This is a genomic window from Corallococcus sp. CA041A, from assembly GCF_003612075.1.
In the GTDB taxonomy this organism is placed as follows: domain Bacteria; phylum Myxococcota; class Myxococcia; order Myxococcales; family Myxococcaceae; genus Corallococcus; species Corallococcus exiguus.
Genome location: NZ_RAWF01000004.1, coordinates 48623 through 70890 on the forward strand (window position 1 = coordinate 48623; position 22268 = coordinate 70890).

Genomic DNA, 22268 nt, shown 5'->3' on the forward strand with positions numbered 1-22268 from the left:
CTCAGCTGGCGGAGGCCCGCGCGTCGGTGACGCGGACGTCGTCCGGCAGGTTGGCGACCCAGGTGGTGACCTCTTCCAGGTGGAGCGTCTCCTCGCGCAGGACTTCGCGGAAGGCGTCCACCAGGTCGGGAGGTCCCAGCTCCTGGGCCAGGTCCACGAGCATCGCCCAGCCGGCGTTGTTGAGGATTTCGGCGATGAGGACCGCGCGCAGTGCGTCCGGGAGCGTGGCGCACGGGTCGTCCACGGCCCTCAGCAGTCCATGGGGACGCGGATCCGCGCCGTCCCCTTGCGCCGTCAGCTGGGACGCGTCCACGCCGAGCCGGTAGATGCACTCGCGGATGAGGTTCAGGTGGTCCAGCTCCTGGTTGTGCAGCTCCACCAGCCGCTCCGGCGTGGGGCCTCCCGGGTAGCTGCCCAGGGCATGGGTCTTCACCAGCAGGCCCGCGTAGAGCCGTGAGCTGGTCCGCTCGAAGGCGAGCCGCTCCCGCAGCTGGGCGACGAAGAGCAGGGGCGTGGGCCCCTCCGCGGTCTGGAGTGCCTGGCCCACCAGCTCCCTGAAGTCCGGCGGCTGCAACTCGCCCAGGTGGCCCGCGATGCGCATGAGGTGCACCCGCAGGAACCGCACGGCGCTGCCCGAGGGGGGCAGGGCCGAATCCCGAGGCGGCTCCTCGCGGGCCACCTGCTCCAGCTCCTCGGCGGTGAGCCGTGCCGCCGTGTGCTTCAGTCCCCAGTCTCCGCCTTCGCCAGATGACATCGCGCCCCTCCCGCCAGGGATGCCTTCCGGTGCGATGGCCACGGAAGGGGGGCAAACGTGGAAACGATGCGCCGGGTCCGCCATCGGCCCCGGGGGCTAGCGCACTGCCGTTGGGCCGGAAGCGAGGGACTCCCGCAGCCTCGCGATGTCACGCGAAGGTGGTGCACCGAACATCCTGCTGTACTCGCGACTGAACTGGGACGGGCTCTCGTAGCCCACGGAGTGTCCGGCCATGGCCGCGTCCATGGCCTGGGCCAGCATCAGGCGGCGGGCCTCCTGGAGCCGCAGCTGCTTCTGGTACTGCAGCGGGCTCATCGCGGTGACGGACTTGAAGTGGTGGTGGAGCGCGGACGGGCTCATGTGGACGGTGCGCGCCAGCCGTTCGATGCGCAGCGGCGCGGCGTAGTGCTCCTTGAGCCAGTGGATGGCGCGGGTGACGGACTCGCGGCGGCTGTCCGCCATGGCGATGCGCCGCAGCCGTTCGGAGTTCTCGCCGGACAGCAGGCGGTAGAGGATTTCGCGGATGACGAGCGGCGCGAGCACGGGGATGTCGCGCGGCGTGTCCAACAGCCGCACCAGCCGCGCCGTCGCGTCCAGCAGCGGCGCGCCCACCGGACCCAGGGCCAGGCCTCGGACCATGTCCGTGGGGCCGGGCGCCTCCAGCGCCGCCTCCATCATCAGGCTGCCCAGCTGCCCGGGCTCCAGGTCCAACCGGAAGCAGAGGTAGGGCGCGTCGGGAGAGGCCTCCACCACCTGCCCCGTGACTGGCAGGTCCACGGACGCGACGAGGCACTGGTCCGGTCCATAGACATACAGCTCGTCGCCCAGGAGCACCTGCTTGCGGCCCCGCGCCACGATGCACAGCGCCGGCTCTTGCAGCGCGTGCAGGGGCGTGGAGGGCTGGGAGGCGCGGATGAGCACCATGCGGGGGATGGCGGTGGCGTGGATGCCGTCCGTGGGCGTGTGGCGCTCCAGCAGCGTCGCCAGCTCGGACAGGTGCGGGCTCAGGTCGGTCGGCATGCGCGTTCGTTCTAACTCCCGCCGGGGATGGGCGCTCGTGCAGGAATGGGCAAGAGTCCGCGAGCATCCGGATACCGCCGTCCCCACGCTCCTTGAGAGGGTGCAGTCATCCCCGGCACCCCTCGTGCCGGGCCCAAAGAGCGAGGACGGAAGCGATGACGACGGACATGAAGGGCAAGGTGGTGGCCATCACCGGAGCGAGCAGCGGCATTGGCGAGGCGACGGCCCGCCTGCTCGCCAGTCAGGGGGCGAAGGTGGTGCTGGGCGCGCGCCGGACGGACCGGCTGGAGACGCTGACGGGCGAGCTGAGGTCGAAGGGCGGCGAGGCTCGTTACAAGGCGTTGGACGTGACGAAGCGCGAGGACGTGGAGGGCTTCGTGGCCTTCACGCTGAAGGAGTTCGGGCGGCTGGACGTGCTCATCAACAACGCGGGGGTGATGCCGCTGTCCAGGCTGGAGGAGCTGAAGCTGGACGAGTGGGACCGGATGATCGACGTGAACATCCGGGGCGTGCTGCACGGCATTGCCGCGGGGCTTCCGGTGATGAAGCGTCAGAAGGCGGGGCAGTTCATCAACCTGTCCTCCATTGGCGGGCACGCGGTGAGCCCGACGGCGGCGGTGTACTGCGCCACGAAGTTCGCGGTGATGGCCATCTCCGAAGGCCTGCGCCAGGAGGTGGGCGCGGACATCCGGGTGACGGTGATTTCGCCGGGAGTCACCACGTCGGAGCTGGCGGACAGCATCAGCGACCCGGCGTCGCGCGAGTACATGCGCGAGTTCCGCAAGGACGCCATTCCGGCGGACGCCATCGCCCGCGCCATCAGCTACGCCATCAGCCAGCCCGCGGACGTGGACGTGAGCGAAATCATCATCCGCCCCACGTCGAGTCCTTACTGAGAGTGAATGCGCAAGGGTTGTTTGGCGAAGCGCCAGCCATCGCATAGGGTGGGCGTCCTCCAGAGGGGGAGCCCATTCAATGCCTGTCTTGAGACGTCCGCTGCCTGCCTTCATGCTCGGCGCCTGTCTTTTCGCGCTGAGCGCCTGTGACTCCAAGGACGATCCCTCGCCTGACGCGGGAGCCACCATCGACGCCGGGACCGATGCCGGGACCGAGCCGGACGCGGGTTCGGACGCCGGTTCGACGGAGCAACCGCCCGTCATCCCGGAGGGCCACACGCTGCTGACGCCGTCGTTCACGGAGGTCCACTCCGTCCCGTGGGGCGATTGGGGCGTACCGCTCCGGTTCGCCTTCCTCACCCAGGCCGGACACCACTACGACTTCATCATCGAAGCGGAGAACGACGGCCACTACTTGAGCCTGGCGGAAGGGACTTTCACGACGCTCGCGTATGAAGGCCTGCTCCCCCCCACCTCCTCCGTCATCACCCGGCATTGGTCGGGACTGAAGGGGAACGTCTTTCATACCGTGGAGGTGTCGCGGGTGGCCGAGGGTGCCCGTCGGCCCTTCACGTTCCGCTTCGTGGACATGGGGCCGGACGACCACGGCGACCTGCCCACCACGGCGACACCCTGGACGCCCTCGGAGCAGGTCCTGGTGGGCAAGGGGGAGCACTGGGGAGAACGGGACCTGCTCTCCTTCAAGACCGTGGCGGGCAAGGTCTACGTGCTCGACTGCACCTTCCCCACGCCGTACTGGGACCTGTCCATCATCAATGATAGCGGGCAGCGCTACGGCGTCGCGAACAACGACACAACCCTGCAGAACCATGCCGCCACGGCCTTCAAGTCTCCAGGGGGCGTCTTCTTCGCATCCATCAAGGACCAGCAGGACAACACCACCACCCAGCCGTATTCGTGCGTCCTGAAGGACATGGGGGCGGAGGACCACGGCGACACCGTGGAGACCGCCACCCGGCTCGGAGCGGGCACCTCGTCCGTGCAGGCGAAGATTGAAACCGTCACGGACACGGACGTCTTCTCCCTGAGCGTCCTGGCCGGTCACCACTACCGGGGGGCATGCACCATCGACGGCGACAAGGCCTGCGAGGTTCGCAATGCCAGACCGGGCGGCGAGTTCACCGGTCCGCCGGGTGACCGCACGAGGACGGCCTTCAAGACGTCCCAGACTTCGCACTTCGTGAGCGTGAACATCAGTCCCGCCGTGCCGGCGTATTGGGTGCAGGGTCACTACACGCTCCAGATCGAGGACCTGGGCGCGGATGACCACGGCGACACCCTGGCCACGGCGACGCCGCTGACAGGGCCAACGCAGACCGTGTCCGTTCGCATCCCGGACCCGGTGGACCACGACGTTCTTTCCTTCCAGGGCACGGCCGGTCAGCGCTACCAGTTCAGCTGTGATTGGAAGGAAACCCCGGGGCAGGTGCAGCTGTACGCGGACGTCAGCCTGGGCCTGGGCACCTGGGTGCAGTCCACCCGGGAACATGTAGGCCAACGCTGGGTGCAGAGCATCAATGCACCCACGTCCGGGACCTACAACATCGACCTGTGGACGGACTCCACGGCCACGCTCGGGGACTCCAGCTGCCAGTTCGAAGTCCTGGCCCCCGAATGAACCCGCGCCGCGGTCCCGGGCAGGAAACCCGGGACCGCGGCGCTCGCATCACATGTTGCGCCGGTACTGGCCGCCCACCTCGTACAGCGCGCGGGACAGCTGGCCCAGCGTGCACACCTTGCAGGCGTCCATCAGCGCGCCGAACACGTTGCCGTTGTCCAGGGCCGCGCGGCGCACCGCCTCCAGCGCCGCGGGCGCCGTCTTCGCGTTGCGCTTCCAGAAGGCGTCACGCGCGGTGATGGCGTAGTCCTTCTCCTCCTTCGTCGCGCGGATGACTTCCGGCGGCGTCACCGTGGGGGAACCCTTCGGATCCAGGAAGGTGTTCACGCCGATGATGGGCAGCGTCCCGTCGTGCTTCTGCATCTCGTAGTAGAGCGACTCCTCTTGAATCTTGGAGCGCTGGTACATGCGCTCCATCGCGCCCAGCACGCCGCCGCGCTCGGAGATGGCGCGGAACTCGTTGAGCACCGCCGCCTCCACCAGGTCCGTCAGCTCCTCGATGATGAACGAGCCCTGGTTGGGGTTTTCGTTCTTCGACAGGCCGAACTCCTTGTTGATGACCAGCTGGATGGCCAGCGCGCGCCGCACGCTCTCCTCCGTGGGCGTGGTGATGGCCTCGTCGTAGGCGTTCGTGTGCAACGAATTGCAGTTGTCGTTGAGCGCCAGCAACGCCTGCAGCGTGGTGCGGATGTCGTTGAAGGCAATCTCCTGCGCGTGCAGGGAACGGCCGGACGTCTGGATGTGATACTTCAGCTTCTGCGACCGGTCGTTGCCGCCGTACTTGTCCCGGATGGCCTTGGCCCAGATGCGGCGGGCCACGCGCCCCAGCACCGCGTATTCGGGGTCCATGCCGTTGGAGAAGAAGAACGACAGGTTGGGCGCGAAGTCGTCGATGTTCATCCCGCGCGACAGGTAGTACTCGACGAAGGTGAAGCCGTTCGCCAGCGTGAAGGCCAGCTGGGAGATGGGGTTCGCCCCGGCCTCCGCGATGTGGTACCCGGAAATCGACACCGAGTAGAAGTTCCGCACCTTCTGGTCGATGAAGTACTGCTGGATGTCACCCATCACGCGCAGGGCGAACTCCGTGGAGAAGATGCAGGTGTTCTGCGCCTGGTCCTCCTTGAGGATGTCCGCCTGCACCGTGCCGCGCACCGCCTGCAGCGTGGACGCGCGGATCTTCGCGTAGACGTCCGCCGGCAGCACTTCGTCACCGGACACGCCCAGCAGCAGCAGGCCCAGGCCGTCGTTGCCCTGGGGCAGCTCGCCCTGGTAGCGCGGACGCGGCAGGCCGCGCTCCTTGTAGAGTGCTTCAATCTTCTTCTCGACCTCCTCCACCTTGCCGTTGGCGCGGATCCACTTCTCGCACTGCTGATCCACCGCGGCGTTGAGGAAGAAGCCCAGCAGCATGGGCGCCGGGCCGTTGATGGTCATGGACACGGACGTGGACGGGTCCGCCAGGTCGAAGCCGGAGTAGAGCTTCTTCGCGTCGTCCACGTTCGCGATGGACACGCCCGAGTTGCCCACCTTGCCGTAGATGTCCGGCCGGTGGTCCGGGTCCTCGCCGTACAGCGTCACCGAGTCGAACGCCGTGGACAGGCGCTTCGCCGGCAGGCCGCGTGACACGTAGTGGAAGCGCTTGTTGGTGCGCTCCGGGCCGCCCTCGCCCGCGAACATGCGCGCCGGGTCCTCGCCCTCGCGCTTGAGCGGGAAGACGCCCGCGGTGAACGGGAAGGCGCCCGGCGCGTTCTCCCGCAGCAGCCACGTCAGGATGTCGCCCCAATCCTCATACTTCGGCAGGGCAATCTTGGGCACGCGCAGGTGCGACAGCGTCTCGCTGATGAGGTCCAGCTCGATGACCTTGTCGCGCACCTGGAACTGGTACTTGGACGCCGCGTAGCGCTTCTTCGTCGCGGGCCACTCGGCCAGCAGGCGCCGGCAGTCCGCGTGCAGGCGGCTCTCCAGGTCCTGGTACAGCGCCACCAGGTCGCCCAGGTACGCGGGCTCGCCCTCCACGCGCTCCGTCACCTGCACCACGTCCGTGGCGTCCTTCGGCTCGACGATTTCGAGCTTCTTCTTCCCCACGTTCTGGCGCAGGGCCTGGATGGTGCCGTGCAGCTGGTACATGCGCCGGGCGATGGCGGCCTGGGCGCGCACGAAGCCGTCGTAGTCCTCACAGGCGTCGACGATTTCGGCCAGGTAGCGCGTGCGCTCCGGGGGGATGATCCACTTCTTCTCGCTCATGCCGGGCGAGAGCTGGAAGCGGCTGTCCAGCGTCGCGCCCGTCTTCTTCACCAGCGCGTCGATGAGGGCCCGGTAGAGCGTGTTCATGCCCGGGTCGTTGAACTGCGACGCGATGGTGCCGTACACGGGCACCGCGTCCTCGGCCAGGGTGAAGGCGTTGTGGTTGCGCTTCCACTGCTTGCGCACGTCGCGCAGCGCGTCCAGCGACCCGCGCTTGTCGAACTTGTTGATGGCGATGACGTCCGCGAAGTCGAGCATGTCGATCTTCTCGAGCTGCGTCGCCGCGCCGTACTCGGCCGTCATCACGTAGAGCGCCACGTCCGAGTGCTCGGTGATTTCGGTGTCCGACTGACCGATGCCGGAGGTCTCCACCACGATGAGGTCGAAGCCCGCCGCCTTGCAGACTTCAATCGAATGGGCGACGTGCCGGGACAGGGCCAGGTTGCTCTGCCGGGTGGCCATCGAGCGCATGTAGACGCGCGGGTTGTCGATGGCGTTCATGCGGATGCGGTCGCCCAGCAGCGCGCCGCCGGACTTGCGCTTGGACGGATCCACGGAGAGCACCGCGAGCGTCTTGTCCGGGAAGTCCGCCAGGAAGCGGCGCACCAGCTCGTCCACCAGGCTGGACTTGCCGGCGCCGCCCGTGCCGGTGATGCCCAGCACGGGCACCCGGGGCGCGTTCGTGCCGGCGGTCTTCAGTGCGGTGCGCAGCTCTTCGCCCGCGTCCGCGAAGTTCTCCGCGATGGTGATGAGCGACGCGATGCGCTCCGGCTCGCGGGGCAGCGGGTCCTTGAGCAGGCCCTTGAAGTCGGACGGGCGCTTCTCGAAGTCACATTGGGAGATGAGGTCGTCGATCATCCCCTGCAGGCCCATGGCGCGGCCGTCGTCCGGGGAATAGATGCGCGCGACGCCGTACTTGTGCAGCTCGTCGATTTCCGTGGGGAGGATGGTGCCGCCGCCGCCGCCGAACACCTTGATGTTCGCGCCGCGCTCGCGCAGCAGGTCGATCATGTACTTGAAGTACTCGACGTGGCCGCCCTGGTAGGACGTGAGGGCGATGCCCTGGGCGTCCTCCTGGATGGCGCAGTCCACGATTTCAGCCACGGACCGGTTGTGGCCCAGGTGGATGATCTCCGCGCCGGAGGACTGCATCAGGCGGCGCATCACGTTGATGGCCGCGTCGTGTCCGTCGAAGAGGCTGGCGGCCGTGACGATGCGGACGTGGTGCTGGGGCCGGTACGGCTGGGGAGCGGTGGTCGGTTGGGGGTGTCGCACGGGCGTACACTAGGAGTGCAGTGCAGGCCCGGCAAGCGATTGAGACAGGCGTTGGCCGTTGGACGACGCGCCTTGTCAGGCCTGCGATTGCGGCAGGAATGCCCCCAGCACACGCAGTGCGGCGGAGGTGGGCGTCGCGCGGCCTTCGCGTACGGCCTGCTCCAGGACCGGCACCAGGGCGGCCACCTCGGGGTGCGCCCGCAGGGCTGCTCGCAGGCCGTCGTTCACCATGGCCCACATCCAGCCCACCTGCTGCTGGGTACGCCGGTGTGAAAGCTCGCCGGAGGCAACGCGCTTCGCGACGACGTCCTCCACGGAGGCCCACAGCGTGTCGATGCCGGTGCCCTCCATGGCGCTGCACGTGGTGACCACCGGCTCCGCGCCGGGGCGCATCAGGTGCAGGGCGGCGCGGTACTCCGCGCGGGCCCGAGTGGCGCGTGGCAGGTTGTCGCCGTCCGCCTTGTTGATGGCCACCATGTCCGCGACTTCGAGGATGCCGCGCTTGATGCCCTGCAGTTCGTCACCTGCGCCCGCGAGCATCAGCACCAGGTAGAAGTCCACCAGGTCCGCGACCACCGTCTCGGACTGGCCCACGCCCACGGTCTCCACCAGCACCACGTCGAAGCCCGCGGCCTCGCAGAGCAGCAGCGTCTCCCGCGTCTTGCGCGCGACGCCGCCCAGCGTGCCGCTGGAGGGGCTGGGGCGGATGTACGCGGCCATTTCACGAGCCAGCCGGTACATGCGCGTCTTGTCGCCCAGGATGCTGCCGCCCGTGATGCTGCTGGACGGGTCGATGGCGAGCACCGCCACCTTCTTGCCGCCGCCCACCAGGTGCATGCCCAGCGCGTCGATGAAGGTGCTCTTGCCCACGCCCGGCACGCCGCTGATGCCCACGCGGCGGCTCTTGCCGGTGTAGGGCAGCAGCTTCGTCAGCACCTCCTGCGCGAGCGCGGCGTGCTTCGGGTGCTCGCTCTCCACCAGCGTGATGGCGCGCGCGAGCACCGCCCTGTCGCCCGCGCGCACGCCGTCCACGTAGGTGTCCGCGGGCAGCAGCTTCACGCCGCCTCCTGCTCGGCGGCCAGCTTGTCGAGCAGCTCGATGGCGGCCTTCGAGATGACGGTGCCCGGGCCGAAGATGGCGGCGGCGCCCGCGGCGCGAAGCGCGTCGTAGTCCTGCGGCGGGATGACGCCGCCCACCACGACCATGATGTCCTCGCGGCCCAGGGCCTTGAGGGCGTGCTTGAGCTGCGGCACCAGCGTGAGGTGGCCCGCGGCGAGCGACGACGCGCCCACCACGTGCACGTCGTTCTCCACCGCCTGGCGCGCGGATTCCTCCGGCGTCTGGAACAGCGGCCCGATGTCCACGTCGAAGCCCAGGTCCGCGAACGCGGTGGCGATGACCTTCTGCCCGCGGTCGTGGCCGTCCTGGCCCATCTTCGCGATGAGGATGCGCGGCCGGCGGCCGAAGCGCGCCAGGAAGTCATCCGCCTTCGCCCGCGCCTCCGCGATGCCCTGCGCCTGTCCGGCTTCCGCTGAATACACGCCCGTCACCCCACGCACGGTGGCCTCGTAGCGCCCGAAGACCTTCTCCAGGGCGTCGCTGATTTCGCCCACGGTGGCCTTCGCCCGAGCCGCGTCGATGGCCAGCGCCAGCAGGTTGCCCTCGTTGCGGCGGCCCGCTTCGGTGAGCGCGTCCAGGCGGCGGCGGACGTCTTCCGCGTTGCGCTCCGCGCGCAGCTCGCGCAGGCGGGCAATCTGCGCCTCGCGCACGGCGGAGTTGTCCACCTTGAGGATTTCAATGTTGTCCGCGCGCTCCGGCGGGTACTTGTTCACGCCGATGATGGCCTGGCGTCCGGAGTCGATGCGCGCCTGCGTGCGCGCGGCGGCCTCTTCGATGCGCAGCTTGGGCAGGCCCGCGTCGATGGCCTTGGTCATGCCGCCCAGCGCCTCCACTTCCTGGATGTGGGCCCAGGCCTTCTGGGCCAGCTCGTGGGTGAGGCGCTCCACGTAGTAGCTGCCGCCCCACGGGTCGATGACGCGCGTGGTGCCGCTCTCCAACTGGAGATAGAGCTGGGTGTTGCGGGCGATGCGCGCGCTGAAGTCGGTGGGCAGCGCGATGGCCTCGTCCAGCGAGTTGGTGTGCAGGCTCTGGGTGTGGCCCTGCGTCGCGGCCATGGCCTCCACGCAGGTGCGCACGACGTTGTTGTAGACGTCCTGCGCGGTGAGGCTCCAACCGGACGTCTGGCAATGGGTGCGCAGCGCCAGGCTCTTGTCGCTCTTGGGGTTGAAGCCCTTGATGAGGCGGGCCCAGAGGAGGCGGGCCGCGCGCATCTTGGCCACCTCCATGAAGAAGTTCATCCCAATGGCCCAGAAGAACGACAGACGCGGGGCGAACGCGTCCACGCCCAGGCCCGCGGCGAGTCCCGCGCGCACGTACTCCACGCCGTCCGCGAGCGTGTAGCCCAGCTCCAGGTCCTGCGTCGCTCCGGCTTCCTGCATGTGGTAGCCGCTGATGCTGATGCTGTTGAAGCGCGGCATCCGCTCCGCCGTGAACTTGAAGATGTCCCCGATGATTCGCATCGAGGGGCCGGGCGGATAGATGTACGTGTTGCGGACCATGAACTCCTTGAGGATGTCGTTCTGGATGGTCCCGCTGAGCTGCTCGGGCTTCACGCCCTGTTCCTCGGCCGCGACCACGTAGAGCGCGAGCACGGGGAGGACGGCGCCGTTCATCGTCATCGACACGCTCATCTGGTCGAGCGGGATGCGGTCGAACAGGATGCGCATGTCCTTGATGGAGTCGATGGCGACGCCCGCCATGCCCACGTCACCCGCGACGCGCGGGTGGTCGCTGTCGTAGCCCCGGTGCGTGGCCAGGTCGAACGCGATGGACAGGCCCTTCTGCCCGGCCGCGAGGTTGCGGCGGTAGAAGGCGTTGGACGCCTCCGCCGTGGAGAAGCCCGCGTACTGGCGCACCGTCCACGGCTGCTGCACGTACATGGTGGAGTAGGGGCCGCGCACGAACGGAGGCAGGCCCGGCAGCGAGCCCAGGTGCGCCACGCCCTCCAGGTCCTCGCGGGTGTAGAGCGGCTTCACCGGGATGCCCTCGGGCGTGTCCCAGCGTTCGGCGGTGGCCGTGGCCTGGCTCGCGTGCGCGCGCTGCTGCTCCAGCACGGGCGCGGGCGTCTGGGTTTCAGGGGCGTCGAAGGCGACGCGGGAGAAGTCCGGAACGGTGGGGCGCATCAGGCCACTCCCAGTTGCGTGTGCAGCGTCTTCAGGAGCTGGAACAGGTCCGCTCCCGCGTAGAGGAAGAGGTCCACGCCAGCCGCGCGGAAGGCGGCCTCGTGGTCACCGGGACGGCCCGCGACGGCGACCGTGCGGGCGCCCTTCGCCTTGAGGGCCGCGACATAGGTGGGCAGGGCTTCCGGGTAGAGGGCATCCGGGCCGGAGATGACGGCGAGCGTCGTGCCCGCCTTGGCGAACAGCTCCGCGGCGGCGTTCGCGTCCGCGAAGCCGTGGTGCTCGTTGGCCTCGATGCCGCCCACGGCGAGCACGTTGGCGATCCACGTGGAGCGCGCGGTGTGCTCCGCCACGGTGCCCAGGTTCGCCATGAAGGCGCGAGGACGGACGCCGTGCGCCGCGTGGTAGCGGTCGCTCGCGTCGCGCAGGGACTCGAAGGCCTCGGACACGCGCACCGGGACAGGCGGCGCGATGATGCCTTCACCCTGCGCGGGTATGGCGGCGCGGGCCTCGCGCTGCACGGGGGCTTCGTGGAGGTGGGGGAACTCGCTGACGCCCACGATGGGGAGCTTGCGCGTGCGCACGGCCTTGTCGCGCGCGGTGCGCGTCTCCGTGAGGACGCGGGCCACGTCGCCCTGCGCGATGGCGCGGGAGATGCCGCCCAGCGCTTCAATGCGTTGCAGCTCCGTCCAGGCCGCGCGGGCCAGCTCCCCGGTGAGCTGCTCCAGGTAGTAGCTGCCGCCCGCGGGGTCCGCGACGCGATTGAGGCTGGACTCGTCGCGCAGGATGAGCTGCGTGTTGCGCGCGAGGCGCCGGCCCTGTTCGTCGGGCGTGCCCAGGGGCTCGTCGAAGGGAGCGGTGCTCACACTGTCCGCGCCCGCGACGATGGCGGCGAAGGACTCCGCGGTGCCGCGCAGGATGTTCACCCACGGGTCGCGCCGCGTCTTGGTGGCGCTGGCCGTGCGCGCGTGCAGCGCCATGGCCTGCGACTCCGACGCGCCGCCCGAAGCGGCGACGACCTTGGACCAGAGCAGCCGCGCCGCGCGCAGCTTGGCGATCTCCGGGAAGAACTGGCCGCCCACGGACAGGGCGAACTGCATGGACCTCGCGGCCTCGCTCGGGGACACGCCCGCGCGCTCCAGCTCGCGCAGGTACTCCACGCCAGTGGCGATGCTCCACGCGAGCTCATGCATGGATGTGGCGCCCGCGTCCGCCCAGGGGCGCGACGACACGAGCAGCGCACGCAGGCCCGGAGCGTCCTTGAGCAGCGACGTGATGATCGGCGCGGCCTCCGCCAGAGTGCGGGCCACGTCCACCTTCGCGGCGCCGTGTCGCGCGAGCGCCGCGATGGGGTCGATTCCCAGGCTGCCGCGCAGGGCCTGCTTCGCGGCGCCGGCCTTCTTCGCCAGCACCTCCAGGAGCAGGGACGCGGGCCGCAGCACGTCCGCGGTCGGCTCCAGGTGCACCGGCGTGCGGTCCAGCGGCACGTGCGCGAGCAGCCGCGCCAGCGTGGCCTCGTCCTTCACGTCCAGGCCGTGGGGCGCGTCCAGCAGCAGCCACACACCCTGCGTGCCGCGCTTCAGGTCGTCGCGGAGCGCGTCGGCGGTCGCGGAGACGTCAGGGCCCGCGTACTCCTGGCACAGGAGCCATCCACCCTCGGTGTGACCCAGGGGTTGGGTGCCGCGCACGTAGGGTGCGACGCCGGGCGGTTCGGAGGGCGCCGGGGCGTCCTGGGGCGTGTAGAGGGGCTGGAGGGACAGGCCGCCCTCCAGGGGCGACTGGAGCACCGTGAAGGGCTTGCCCTTGAGGTCCTTGTCCACCAGCCGGCGCCACTCCTCGACGGAAGGGGGCGGGAAGTCCGCTGCGGTAAGAGGCACGTCAGCCATGCCCCTCCCATAGGCGCATTGCCCTACCCGGGGCAATGGAAGGCTGGCGGGGCCTGCGTGCGGGCGTCCGCCCCGTGACCCCGGACGGACGCGCCGTGTCATGCGACGTGTGCCTACCAGAATGGCCCGGTCACGTCCCTTCCTCAGCGGGAGGTGCCGTCGGCCGGAGGAGGGGGCGTGTCCCAGCCGCCGCCCAGGGCCTTGATGAGCCCCACCGCGGACACCATCCGCTGCCCCGCGATGCCCGCCAGCTTCTGCTCGGCGGAGTAGAGCGTGGCCTGCGCGGTGACGACCTCCAGGTACGTCACGGTGCCGGCCTTGTACTGGTTCATCACCACCTCTAGCGACTGCCGCGCGTAGCCGACCGCCTCCTGTTGAATCCCTGCCTCCTGCTCCAGCACCCGCAGCGACACGAGCTGGTCCTCCACGTCCTGGAACGCGGCGAGCACCGTCTGCCGGTAGTCCGCGACGCCCTGGGCGTAGAAGGCGCGCGCCTCCTCCGTCTGCGCCTCGCGGAGGCCGCCGTCGAAGAGGGTCGCCACCAGCTGCGGCCCCAGGGCCCACACCAGGTGGGGCGCCGTGAACCATTGGGCCAGCGTGGCGCTGGTGAAGCCGCCGGACGCGAACAGGTTCAGGGAGGGGAACCACGCGGAGATGGCGACGCCAATCTGTTCGTTGGCGGCGGCGGCCCGGCGTTCGGCCGCGGCGATGTCCGGCCGGCGCTCCAGGAGCGAGGAGGGGAGCTCCGCGGGCAGTTGCGGAGGGGTGGCGGCCAGGGGCACGCGGGGCAGGGCGAAGCTGGACGCGGGCTCGCCCACGAGGACCGCGATGGCGTGTTCGTAGGTCGCGCGGGCAATCTCGTTCTCCGTCGCGGCGGCCTGCGCCAGCGCCAGCTGCGTCTGGGCCTGGAGCACGTCCGGCCGCGCCGCCACGCCCTGCACGTAGCGGTTCTGCGTGAGCTGGAGGGACTTGCGGTAGCCCACGACGGCGTCGTCCAGCAGGCGCTGCGTGGCGTCCAGCGCGCGGAGCTGGAAGTAGCTCTGCGCGAGCATGGCGTGGGCGGACAGCTTCGCGTTGTCCAGGTCGGAGCCGGCGGCCTGGGCGTTGGCCTTCGCGCCCGCGACCTGCCGGCGCACGCGGCCCCAGAGGTCCGGCTCCCACGTGGCGTCCAGGGACAGGTCCTGGACGTTGCCCACGGTGGGCACGCCGGCGTTGGTGCCGGTAGGGGTATTGGCGCTCCGCCCCGCGCCGCGCGCCCGCGTCAGCGACCCGGACGCCCCCAAGGTGGGGAAGAGCGACGCGCGGGCCTCGGCCACCAGCGCGCGGGCGCGGCGGTACGCGGCCTCGTAGCCCGCCACTGTCTGGTTTGCGCGGGCGACGCGTTCCTCCAGCGCGTCCAGCTCCGGGTCCTTGAAGCGCTTCCACCACGCGCCCCGGTCATGTCTGTCATTGGGCTCAGCGGGCTTCCAGCCGTCCGCGGCTTCCTTGAAGTGCTGGGGCACCGCGACGCGGGGACGGTGGTAGTCCGGGCCCACCGCGCAGGCGGTCATCAGTCCGCAGGCGAGCCATGAAGTGGCGTGGAGGCGAAGGCGCATCGTTCGCTCCTCAGGCGCCTTCGTGGCGGCGGTGCGCGAAGCGGCGCTCCCGCCACTGGCGCACCCGCCGGCCCAGGCGGTCCAGGGTCATGTAGATGACCGGGGTGGTGTAGAGCGTGAGCAGCTGGCTCACGCACAGCCCTCCGGCGATGGCGATGCCCAGGGGCTTGCGAAGCTCGGAGCCCACGCCCGTGCCCAGTGCCAGGGGCAGTGCTCCCAGGAGCGCCGCCATCGTCGTCATCAGGATGGGGCGCAGGCGCAGCTGCGCGGCGCGGAAGATGGCCTCCTTTGAACCGAGCTGCTCCTCGCGCTCCGTCACCAGCGCGAAGTCGATCATCATGATGGCGTTTTTCTTCACGATGCCGATGAGCAGGATGATGCCGATGAGCGCGATGATGGACAGGTCCAGCCGGAACAGCAGCAGCGCGAGCAGCGCGCCGACCCCCGCCGACGGAAGCGTGGACAGGATGGTCAGCGGGTGGATGAGGCTCTCGTAGAGGATGCCCAGCACGATGTAGACGGCGAACAGCGCGGCGGCGATGAGCATCGGCTCCGTGGCGAGCGACGCCTGGAACGCCTGGGCCGCGCCGCTGAAGTCGCCCCGGATGTCCGCGGGCAGGCCCAGGCCGCGCACGGCGGCTTCAATCTCCGTCACCACCGAGCCCAGGGACGTCCCCGGCTTCAGGTTGAAGGACATCGTGGCGGAGGGGAACTGGCCCTGGTGGTTGACGGACAGGAGCGTGCTCGCGGGCGCGAAGCTCGCGAACGCGGCCAGCGGCACCTGTGCCCCGGAGGCGCCCGTCACGTAGATGTCGTTCAGGCTCTCCGGCCGCTGCCAGAAGGGCGTCTGCACCACCATCACCACGTGGTACTGGTTGCGCCCGGTGTACATCGTGGACACCTGGCGCTGGCCGAAGGCGTCATAGAGCACGTCGTCGATTTGCGCCGCCGTGAGCCCGAAGCGCGCCGCCGTGTCGTGGTCCACCACCACGTTCGTCTCCAGGCCGTGGCTGCGCTGGTCGCTGTTGACGTCCAGCAGGCCGGGCACCTGCTTCAGGCGCTCCAGCACCCGGGGCGCCCACTGGTCTAGCTCGGTCAGTGAATCCGCGGACAGGGTGTACTGGTACTGCGCGTTGCCCAGCCGCCCGCCGATGACCAGGTCCTGCGCGGACTGGAGGTACACGGTCGCGCCGGGCACGGCCTGGAGCTTCCCCCTCAGCCGCCCGATGACGGCGTCGGCGCTGACCTTGCGCTCCTCCAGGGGCTTGAGCGTGATGTAGAGCGTGCCCGCGTTCGAGGAGCCACCGCCTGGCCCGCCACCGCCCACGGAGCCCGCCACCGCCTGTACGGCCGGGTCCTGCCCGATGAGCTTCACGTAGGCGGTGAACTTCTCGCGCATGGCCGCGAAGGAGATGTCCTGCTCCGCCTGGATGCTGGCGCTGAGCCGGCCGGTGTCCTGCTGTGGGAAGAAGCCCTTGGGCACCACGACGAACAGGTACGCGCTGAGCGCGACCGCCGCGAAGGTGAGCAGGAGCAGCAGCACCGGATGCTCCAGCGACCACGCCAGGCTGCGCGCGTAGCCCCGGCGTAAGCGTTCGAAGGGCTGGAACGAGGCACGGGCGCGGCCCGGCTTCCGGGCGCGCAGGAGCCGCGAGCACATGACCGGCGTCACCGTCAGCGACACGACCAGCGACATGAGGATGGCCACCGACAGCGTGATGGCGAACTCGCGGAACAGCCGCCCCACGATGCCCTGCATCAAGAGCAGCGGGATGAACACGGCGATGAGGGAGAGGCTCATCGACAGCACGGTGAAGCCGACCTCGCGCGCGCCGCGCAGCGCCGCCTCCAGCGGGGAGAGGCCGTCCTCGATGTGCCGCTCGATGTCCTCCAGGACGACGATGGCGTCATCCACCACGAAGCCGGTGGAGATGGTCAGCGCCATCATGGACAGGTTGTCCAGGCTGAAGCCCAGGAGCACCATCACCGCGAAGGTGCCCAGGAGTGACAGCGGCACGGCGACGCTGGGGATGAGCGTGGCGCGCGCGTTGCCCAGGAAGGCGAACACCACCAGGATGACCAGGCCAATGGACGTGAGCAGCGTCACCTCCACGTCCCGCAGCGAGGCGCGGATGGTGGTGGTGCGGTCCATCATCACCGTGAGGTCCACGTCCGCCGGGAGCGTGGCCTGGAACGCCGGCAGCCGTTCCCGGAGCGCGTCCACGGTGTCGATGACGTTCGCGCCCGGCTGCTTGAAGATGACCAGGATGACGGCCTGTCTGCCATTGGCGAGCCCCAGGCTGTGCACGTCCTCCACGTCGTTGTCCGTCACCCGGGCCACGTCCTGGAGCCGCACCGGCGCGCCGTTCGAATAGGAGAGGATGAGCGGGCGGTACTGCTCCGCGCGCAGCAGTTGGTCCGTGGCGGTGAGGGTGTACGCGAGGGGGCCGTCCTCCAGCTGGCCCTTGGGGCGGTTGGCGTTCTGCGCGCCCAGCGCGGTGCGGACCGCCTCCAGCCCCAGGCCGTACTTGTTCAGCGCGGTGGGGTTCACCTCCGCGCGCACGGCGGGCAGCGCGCCGCCGCCCACGAAGACCTGGCCCACGCCCTTCACCTGGGAGACCTTCTGCTGGAGGACGGTGGACGCGACGTCGTAGAGCTGCCCGCGCCCCTTGTTCTCGGACGTCAGCGCCAGGAGCATGATGGGCGCGTCCGCGGGGTTCACCTTCCGGTAGGTGGGGTTGTTGGGCAGGTTGGCGGGCAGGTTGCTCCGGGCGGCGTTGATGGCGGCCTGGACGTCGCGCGCGGCCCCGTCGATGTTCCGCGACAGGTCGAACTGCACGACGATGCTGGTGGAGCCCAGGTTGCTGGACGACGTCATCTGCGTGATGCCCGCGATGCGGCCCAGCTGCCGCTCCAGCGGCGTCGCGACGGAGGCGGCCATCGTCTGGGGGCTGGCGCCCGGAAGCTGCGCCTGCACGCTGATGGTGGGGAACTCCACCTGTGGCAGCGGCGCCACGGGCAGCAGCTTGAACGCGAGCGCTCCCAAGAGCGCCAGCCCCACCGCCAGCAGGGACGTGGCGACGGGGCGCCGGATGAAGAGCGCGGACGGGTTCATTACCGCCGCCGCCGGTGCGCCAGGGCGTCGAAGCCCAGGTAGATGACGGGCGTGGTGAACAGGGTCAGCAGCTGGCTGACCATGAGCCCGCCGATGATGGCGATGCCCAGCGGCTGGCGCAGCTCCGAGCCGATGCCGCCGCCCAGCGCCAGTGGCACGGCGCCCAGCATGGACGCCATGGTCGTCATCAGGATGGGCCGGAAGCGCAACAGGCACGCCTCGTGGATGGCGTCGAGCGCGGGCTTCTTCTCCACGCGCTCGGCCTCCAGCGCGAAGTCGATCATCATGATGGCGTTCTTCATCACGATGCCGATGAGCAGGATGATGCCGATGAGGGCGATCATCCCCAGCTCCATCCCGCTCAGCCGCAGCGCGAGCAGCGCGCCCAGGCACGCGGACGGCAGCGTGGACAGGATGGTGAGCGGGTGGATGTACGATTCGTACAGGACGCCCAGCACGATGTAGACGACCACCACCGCCGCGAGCACCAGGAAGCCCTCGTGGGCGAGCGAGTCCTGGAACGTGCGCGCGGTGCCCTCGAAGGCCGTCTGGACGGAGGCCGGAATCCGGAGCCGGTCGCGCACGCCATCGAAGGCGGCCACCGCCTGGGACAGCGACACGTCCGGGCCAGGGTTGAAGGAGACGATGGCGACGGGGAACTGGCCCTGCCGGCTGATGGTGAGCGGGCCCTGGCTCCGGCCCACGGTGGCGAGCGTGCCTAGCGGCACCGGGCCTCCCGCCGAGGAGCGCAGGTAGAGGTTGTCCAGGGCGGTGTCCACGCGCTGGAGCGCCGGGGTCACCTCCAGCACCACGCGGTACTGGTTGAGCTGGGTGAAGATGGTGGACACCTGGCGCTGACCGAAGGCGTCGTAGAGCGCGTCGTCGATATCCTGGGGCGTGATGCCCAGCCGCGAGGCGGTGTCCCGGTCCAGGGTGACGTCCAGCCGCAGGCCGCCGTTCTGGAGGTCGCTGGCGACGTCCGTCAGCTCCGGACGCGTGCGCAGGTGGTCCACCAGCCGCCCCGTCCAGGTGTCCAGCTCCGCGGCGTCGGGGGAGCTCAGGCTGTACTGGTACTGCGTGCGGCTCACGCGGCTGTCCAGCGTCAGGTCCTGCACGGGCGACAGCGACAGGGAGATGCCCGGCACGTCCACCAGCGCGGCCTGGAGCCGGCGGATGACCTCCGTGGCGGAGGCGCCCCTCTGTGCGAGCGGCTTGAGGGTGATGAGCATCCGGCCGCTGTTCTGCGTGAGGTTGGTGCCGTCCACGCCGATGAAGGACGACAGGCCTTCCACGGCGGAGTCCTCCAGCACGGCGCGGGCCAGGGCCTGCTGGCGCTCGGCCATGGCGGGGAAGGAGATGGACGGCGGCGCCTGGGAGATGCCCTGGAGGACGCCGGTGTCCTGCACGGGGAAGAAGCCCTTGGGGATGGTCAGGAGCAACAGCGCGGTGAGCGCCAGCGTGGCCGCCGCCACCAGGAGCGTGAGCGTGCGATGACGGAGCACCCAGGTGAGCGCGGTGTCGTAGCGCTGGACCAGCCCGCGGAAGGCGCCGCCCACGACGCGCTCGAAGCGGCTGTCCTCTTCCGGCGGGTGTCGGCGCAAGAGGCGCGAGCACAGCATGGGGGTGAGCGTCAGCGACACGACGGCGGACAGGAGGATGGTCACCGCGAGCGTGATGGCGAACTCGCGGAACAGCCGCCCCACCACGTCCCCCATGAAGAGCAGGGGGATGAGCACGGCGATGAGCGACACCGTCAGCGACAGGATGGTGAAGCCAATCTGCTTGGAGCCCTTCAACGCCGCGTCCAAGGGGCGCGTGCCGCCTTCGATGTAGCGGCTGATGTTCTCAATCATCACGATGGCGTCGTCCACGACGAAGCCGGTGGCGATGGTGAGCGCCATCAGGGTGAGGTTGTTGAGGGAGAAGCCCAGGAGAGACATGGCCGCGAAGGTGCCCACGAGCGACAGGGGCACGGCGACGCTGGGGATGAAGGTGGCGGGGGCGTTGCGCAGGAACACGAAGATGACGCCCACCACCAGCGCGATGGAGAACATCAGGTCGCGCTGCACGTCGCTCACGGAGGCGCGGATGGTGGTGGTGCGGTCGCTCAGGACGGTGACCTTCACCTGCGCGGGCAGGGTGGCCTGGAGCTGGGGCAGCAGCTTGCGCACGCTGTCCACGACGGCGATGACGTTGGCCCCCGGCTGGCGTTGCACGTTGAGGATGACGGCGGGCGTGGTGCCGGCCCAAGCGGCCTGCCGGACGTTCTCCGCGCCGTCGAAGACGTGGGCCACGTCGGACAGGCGCAAGGGTGCACCGTCCCGGTACGCGATGATGAGCGGGGCGTAGTCGCCGCTGGACAGGCGCTGATCATTCGCGTTGAGCGTGTACGCCTGGCGGGGCCCGTCGAAGCTGCCCTTGGGGAGGTTGACGTTGGCGGCGGCGACGGCGGTGCGCACGTCCTCCAGCGTCAGCCCGTGCGCGGCGAGCGCGGGGCCGTTCGCCTGGATGCGGACGGCGGGGCGCTGGCCACCGCTGATGCTCACGAGCCCCACGCCGGGGAGCTGTGACAGCTTCTGCGCCAGCCGCGTGTCGGCCAGGTCCTCCACCCGCGTCAGCGGCACGGTGTCGGAGGTGAGGGCCAGGGTGATGACCGGCGTGTCCGCCGGGTTGACCTTGTTGTAGATGGGCGGGTTCGGCAGGTCCGAGGGCAGCAGGTTCGCGGCGGCGTTGATGGCGGCCTGGACCTGCTGCTCCGCGATGTCCAGGCTCATCTGGAGCGTGAACTGGAGTGTGATGACGGACGCGCCATTGGAGCTGGACGACGTCATCTGGTTGAGGCCGGGCATCTGCCCGAACTGCCGCTCCAGCGGCGCGGTGACGCCGGAGGCCATCACCTCCGGGCTCGCGCCGGGCTGGAAGGTGAGGACCTGGATGGTGGGGTAGTTCACCTCCGGCAGCGCGGAGACGGGCAGCAGCCGGTACGACAGCACCCCCGCGAGCAGCAGGGCCACCATCAGCAGCGACGTGGCGACGGGCCGCAGGATGAAGGGCTCGGACATTCAGCGCCCGCCGTCCCCGGCGCCCGTGCCGCTGCCACCCACGCCCGGTGCGGTAGGCCCCCGCGTGGCCGCGTGCCGCCGGATGGAGGCGCCGTCGGTGAGTTGATCCGCGCCCTCCACCACCACCTCTTCCCCTGGGCGCAGGCCCTGGCTGACGACGGTGTCCTCGCCGTCCGCTGGGCCGGTCATCACCGTGCGCACGGCGACGGTGTCGTTTGCCTGGGCGACGTAGACGAAGGTGCCCTGGACGCCGTGCTGGAGCGCGGCGGTGGGCACGACGGTGGCGTCGCGCAGGACGTCGAGGCGCAGCCGCGCGTTGACGAACTGCTGGGGGAACAGCCGCGTCTCGCGGTTGGGGAAGGTGGCCTTGAGCCGGACGGTGCCGGTGTTGGGGTCCACCTGGTTGTCCACCGTGAGCAGCGTGCCGGTGTCGAGCAGCCGCTGCCGGGTGCGGTCGAGCGCCTGGACCTCCAGGGGCTGGCGCGCGTCGAGCTTCTCCAGGACCTCCGGCACGCGGTCCTCGGGCACGGAGAAGATCATCGTGATGGGTTGCAGGGTGTTGACGACGACGAGCCCGGTCGCATCCGCGGCGTGGATGATGTTGCCGGGGTCCACGAGTCGCAGGCCGACGCGGCCGGCCACCGGGGACGTGATGCGCGTATAGGCCAGGTTGAGCTCGGCGGTGGCGACGGCGCCCCGGTCCGCCTTCACGATGCCCTGGTACTGGCGCACCAGGGCCCGCTGGGTGTCCAGCGTCTGCCGGGCGACGGAGTCCTGCTCCAGCAGCGCGGTGTAGCGACGCAGGTCGACGCGGGCGTTCTCCAGCACGGCCTCGTCGCGGGCGAGTTGTCCCCGGACCTGCTCCAACTGGCTGAGGAAGGGGCGCGGGTCTATTTCAGCCAGCAGGTCGCCTTCCTTGACGTTCTGGCCCTCCTGGAAGGCCACTCGCATCAATTGACCGTCCACCCGGGAGTGCACGGCGACGGAGGCGGTAGGCGTCACCGCGCCCAGACCGGTGAGGAACACTGGGACATCCCGGGTCCCCGCTCGTGCCGTGACCACGGACTGGGGGCCCCGTGCCCCATGGCCCTGTGCACCCGCGCCGCCGTCAGCGGCCGCGTGGCCGGAGCCCCGGGGATGCTCGAGCCTCCGCGCGACGATGATGGACAGCACGAGGAGCCCCGCGAGCAGCATCAGCCACCCCCAGCGAGGGCGCCGGTGATGGGGAGGAGGGGGCGTGGGCATGCGAAGAACCGCCAGGGGACCCACCGTGGAGGAGCCGGCGGTTCAGGGCCTCCCAACGTGTGTTCGGACGCGCGGGCCCTCAAGCCGTCCGAAGGGAGGGGCGCTGCCCTCCAACGGACATCACCGCGATGGACTGCGACTCCAACCGCTGTGGTTGCATCGGTGGGCAGGTCATGGTCTGCCTGCCGAACACCCACTATCCGAAGTACTGCACCTGAGCCGTCCGCGCCGCCGTCCGCCACCCGGGCGGCGGCGCGCCTGTGCGATGGCGAACGGCGACGGGAAGCCCGTAGACTCCCGG

Annotated in this window: 12 protein-coding genes; 2 read left to right on the top strand and 10 right to left on the bottom strand. The window is 69.9% G+C overall.

Going from position 1 to position 22268, the window contains the following annotated elements; translation table 11 throughout:
- Window position 1: 1 nt before the first annotated feature.
- Together D7V77_RS01300 and D7V77_RS01305 are read right to left on the bottom strand one after the other, a co-directional pair.
- Window positions 2-754, bottom strand: a complete 753-nt coding sequence (locus tag D7V77_RS01300) for a ferritin-like domain-containing protein (protein ID WP_120574444.1) — start codon at window positions 752-754, stop codon at window positions 2-4.
- A gap of 96 nt (window positions 755-850) precedes the next feature.
- Window positions 851-1774 carry an AraC family transcriptional regulator gene (locus D7V77_RS01305; RefSeq protein ID WP_120574445.1) on the bottom strand — a complete coding sequence of 308 codons (924 nt, stop codon included), beginning with the start codon at window positions 1772-1774 and terminating at the stop codon, window positions 851-853.
- A 155-nt stretch (window positions 1775-1929) separates the two neighbouring features.
- Between D7V77_RS01305 and D7V77_RS01310 the strand changes: the two genes are divergently transcribed.
- Together D7V77_RS01310 and D7V77_RS01315 are read left to right on the top strand one after the other, a co-directional pair.
- Entirely contained in the window at window positions 1930-2670 is a 741-nt protein-coding gene (locus D7V77_RS01310) for an SDR family oxidoreductase (RefSeq protein WP_120574446.1), read from the top strand.
- A 79-nt stretch (window positions 2671-2749) separates the two neighbouring features.
- Entirely contained in the window at window positions 2750-4309 is a 1560-nt protein-coding gene (locus tag D7V77_RS01315; protein ID WP_147451948.1) for a hypothetical protein, read from the top strand.
- Between the two features lie 48 nt (window positions 4310-4357).
- Here the strand turns inward: D7V77_RS01315 and D7V77_RS01320 are convergent, their stop codons facing one another.
- The 8 genes from D7V77_RS01320 to D7V77_RS01355 all read right to left on the bottom strand — a co-directional run bounded on the left by D7V77_RS01320 (window position 4358) and on the right by D7V77_RS01355 (window position 21967).
- Complete coding sequence (locus tag D7V77_RS01320; RefSeq protein ID WP_120574448.1) at window positions 4358-7825, bottom strand: methylmalonyl-CoA mutase family protein; 3468 nt, start codon at window positions 7823-7825, stop codon at window positions 4358-4360.
- A 75-nt stretch (window positions 7826-7900) separates the two neighbouring features.
- Window positions 7901-8884 carry a methylmalonyl Co-A mutase-associated GTPase MeaB gene (gene meaB / locus D7V77_RS01325; RefSeq protein ID WP_120574449.1) on the bottom strand — a complete coding sequence of 328 codons (984 nt, stop codon included), beginning with the start codon at window positions 8882-8884 and terminating at the stop codon, window positions 7901-7903.
- Complete coding sequence (gene scpA, locus D7V77_RS01330) at window positions 8881-11067, bottom strand: methylmalonyl-CoA mutase (RefSeq protein ID WP_120574450.1); 2187 nt, start codon at window positions 11065-11067, stop codon at window positions 8881-8883. Before scpA ends, meaB begins: the two co-directional genes overlap by 4 nt.
- Window positions 11067-12950, bottom strand: a complete 1884-nt coding sequence (locus D7V77_RS01335; protein ID WP_120574451.1) for a methylmalonyl-CoA mutase family protein — start codon at window positions 12948-12950, stop codon at window positions 11067-11069. The genes scpA and D7V77_RS01335 overlap by 1 nt, the downstream gene beginning before the upstream one ends.
- A 143-nt stretch (window positions 12951-13093) precedes the next feature.
- Window positions 13094-14545, bottom strand: a complete 1452-nt coding sequence (locus D7V77_RS01340) for an efflux transporter outer membrane subunit (protein WP_120574452.1) — start codon at window positions 14543-14545, stop codon at window positions 13094-13096.
- Between the two features lie 10 nt (window positions 14546-14555).
- A complete protein-coding gene (locus D7V77_RS01345) occupies window positions 14556-17660 on the bottom strand; it encodes a multidrug efflux RND transporter permease subunit (protein ID WP_120574453.1) in 3105 nt (1034 codons plus the stop codon).
- Window positions 17660-20722: a multidrug efflux RND transporter permease subunit gene (locus tag D7V77_RS01350; RefSeq protein WP_120574454.1), complete on the bottom strand. Its 3063-nt coding sequence runs from the start codon at window positions 20720-20722 to the stop codon at window positions 17660-17662. Before D7V77_RS01350 ends, D7V77_RS01345 begins: the two co-directional genes overlap by 1 nt.
- On the bottom strand, window positions 20723-21967 hold the full coding sequence (locus D7V77_RS01355; RefSeq protein WP_120574455.1) for an MdtA/MuxA family multidrug efflux RND transporter periplasmic adaptor subunit: 1245 nt from the start codon (window positions 21965-21967) through the stop codon (window positions 20723-20725).
- Between the last annotated feature and the right edge of the window lie 301 nt (window positions 21968-22268).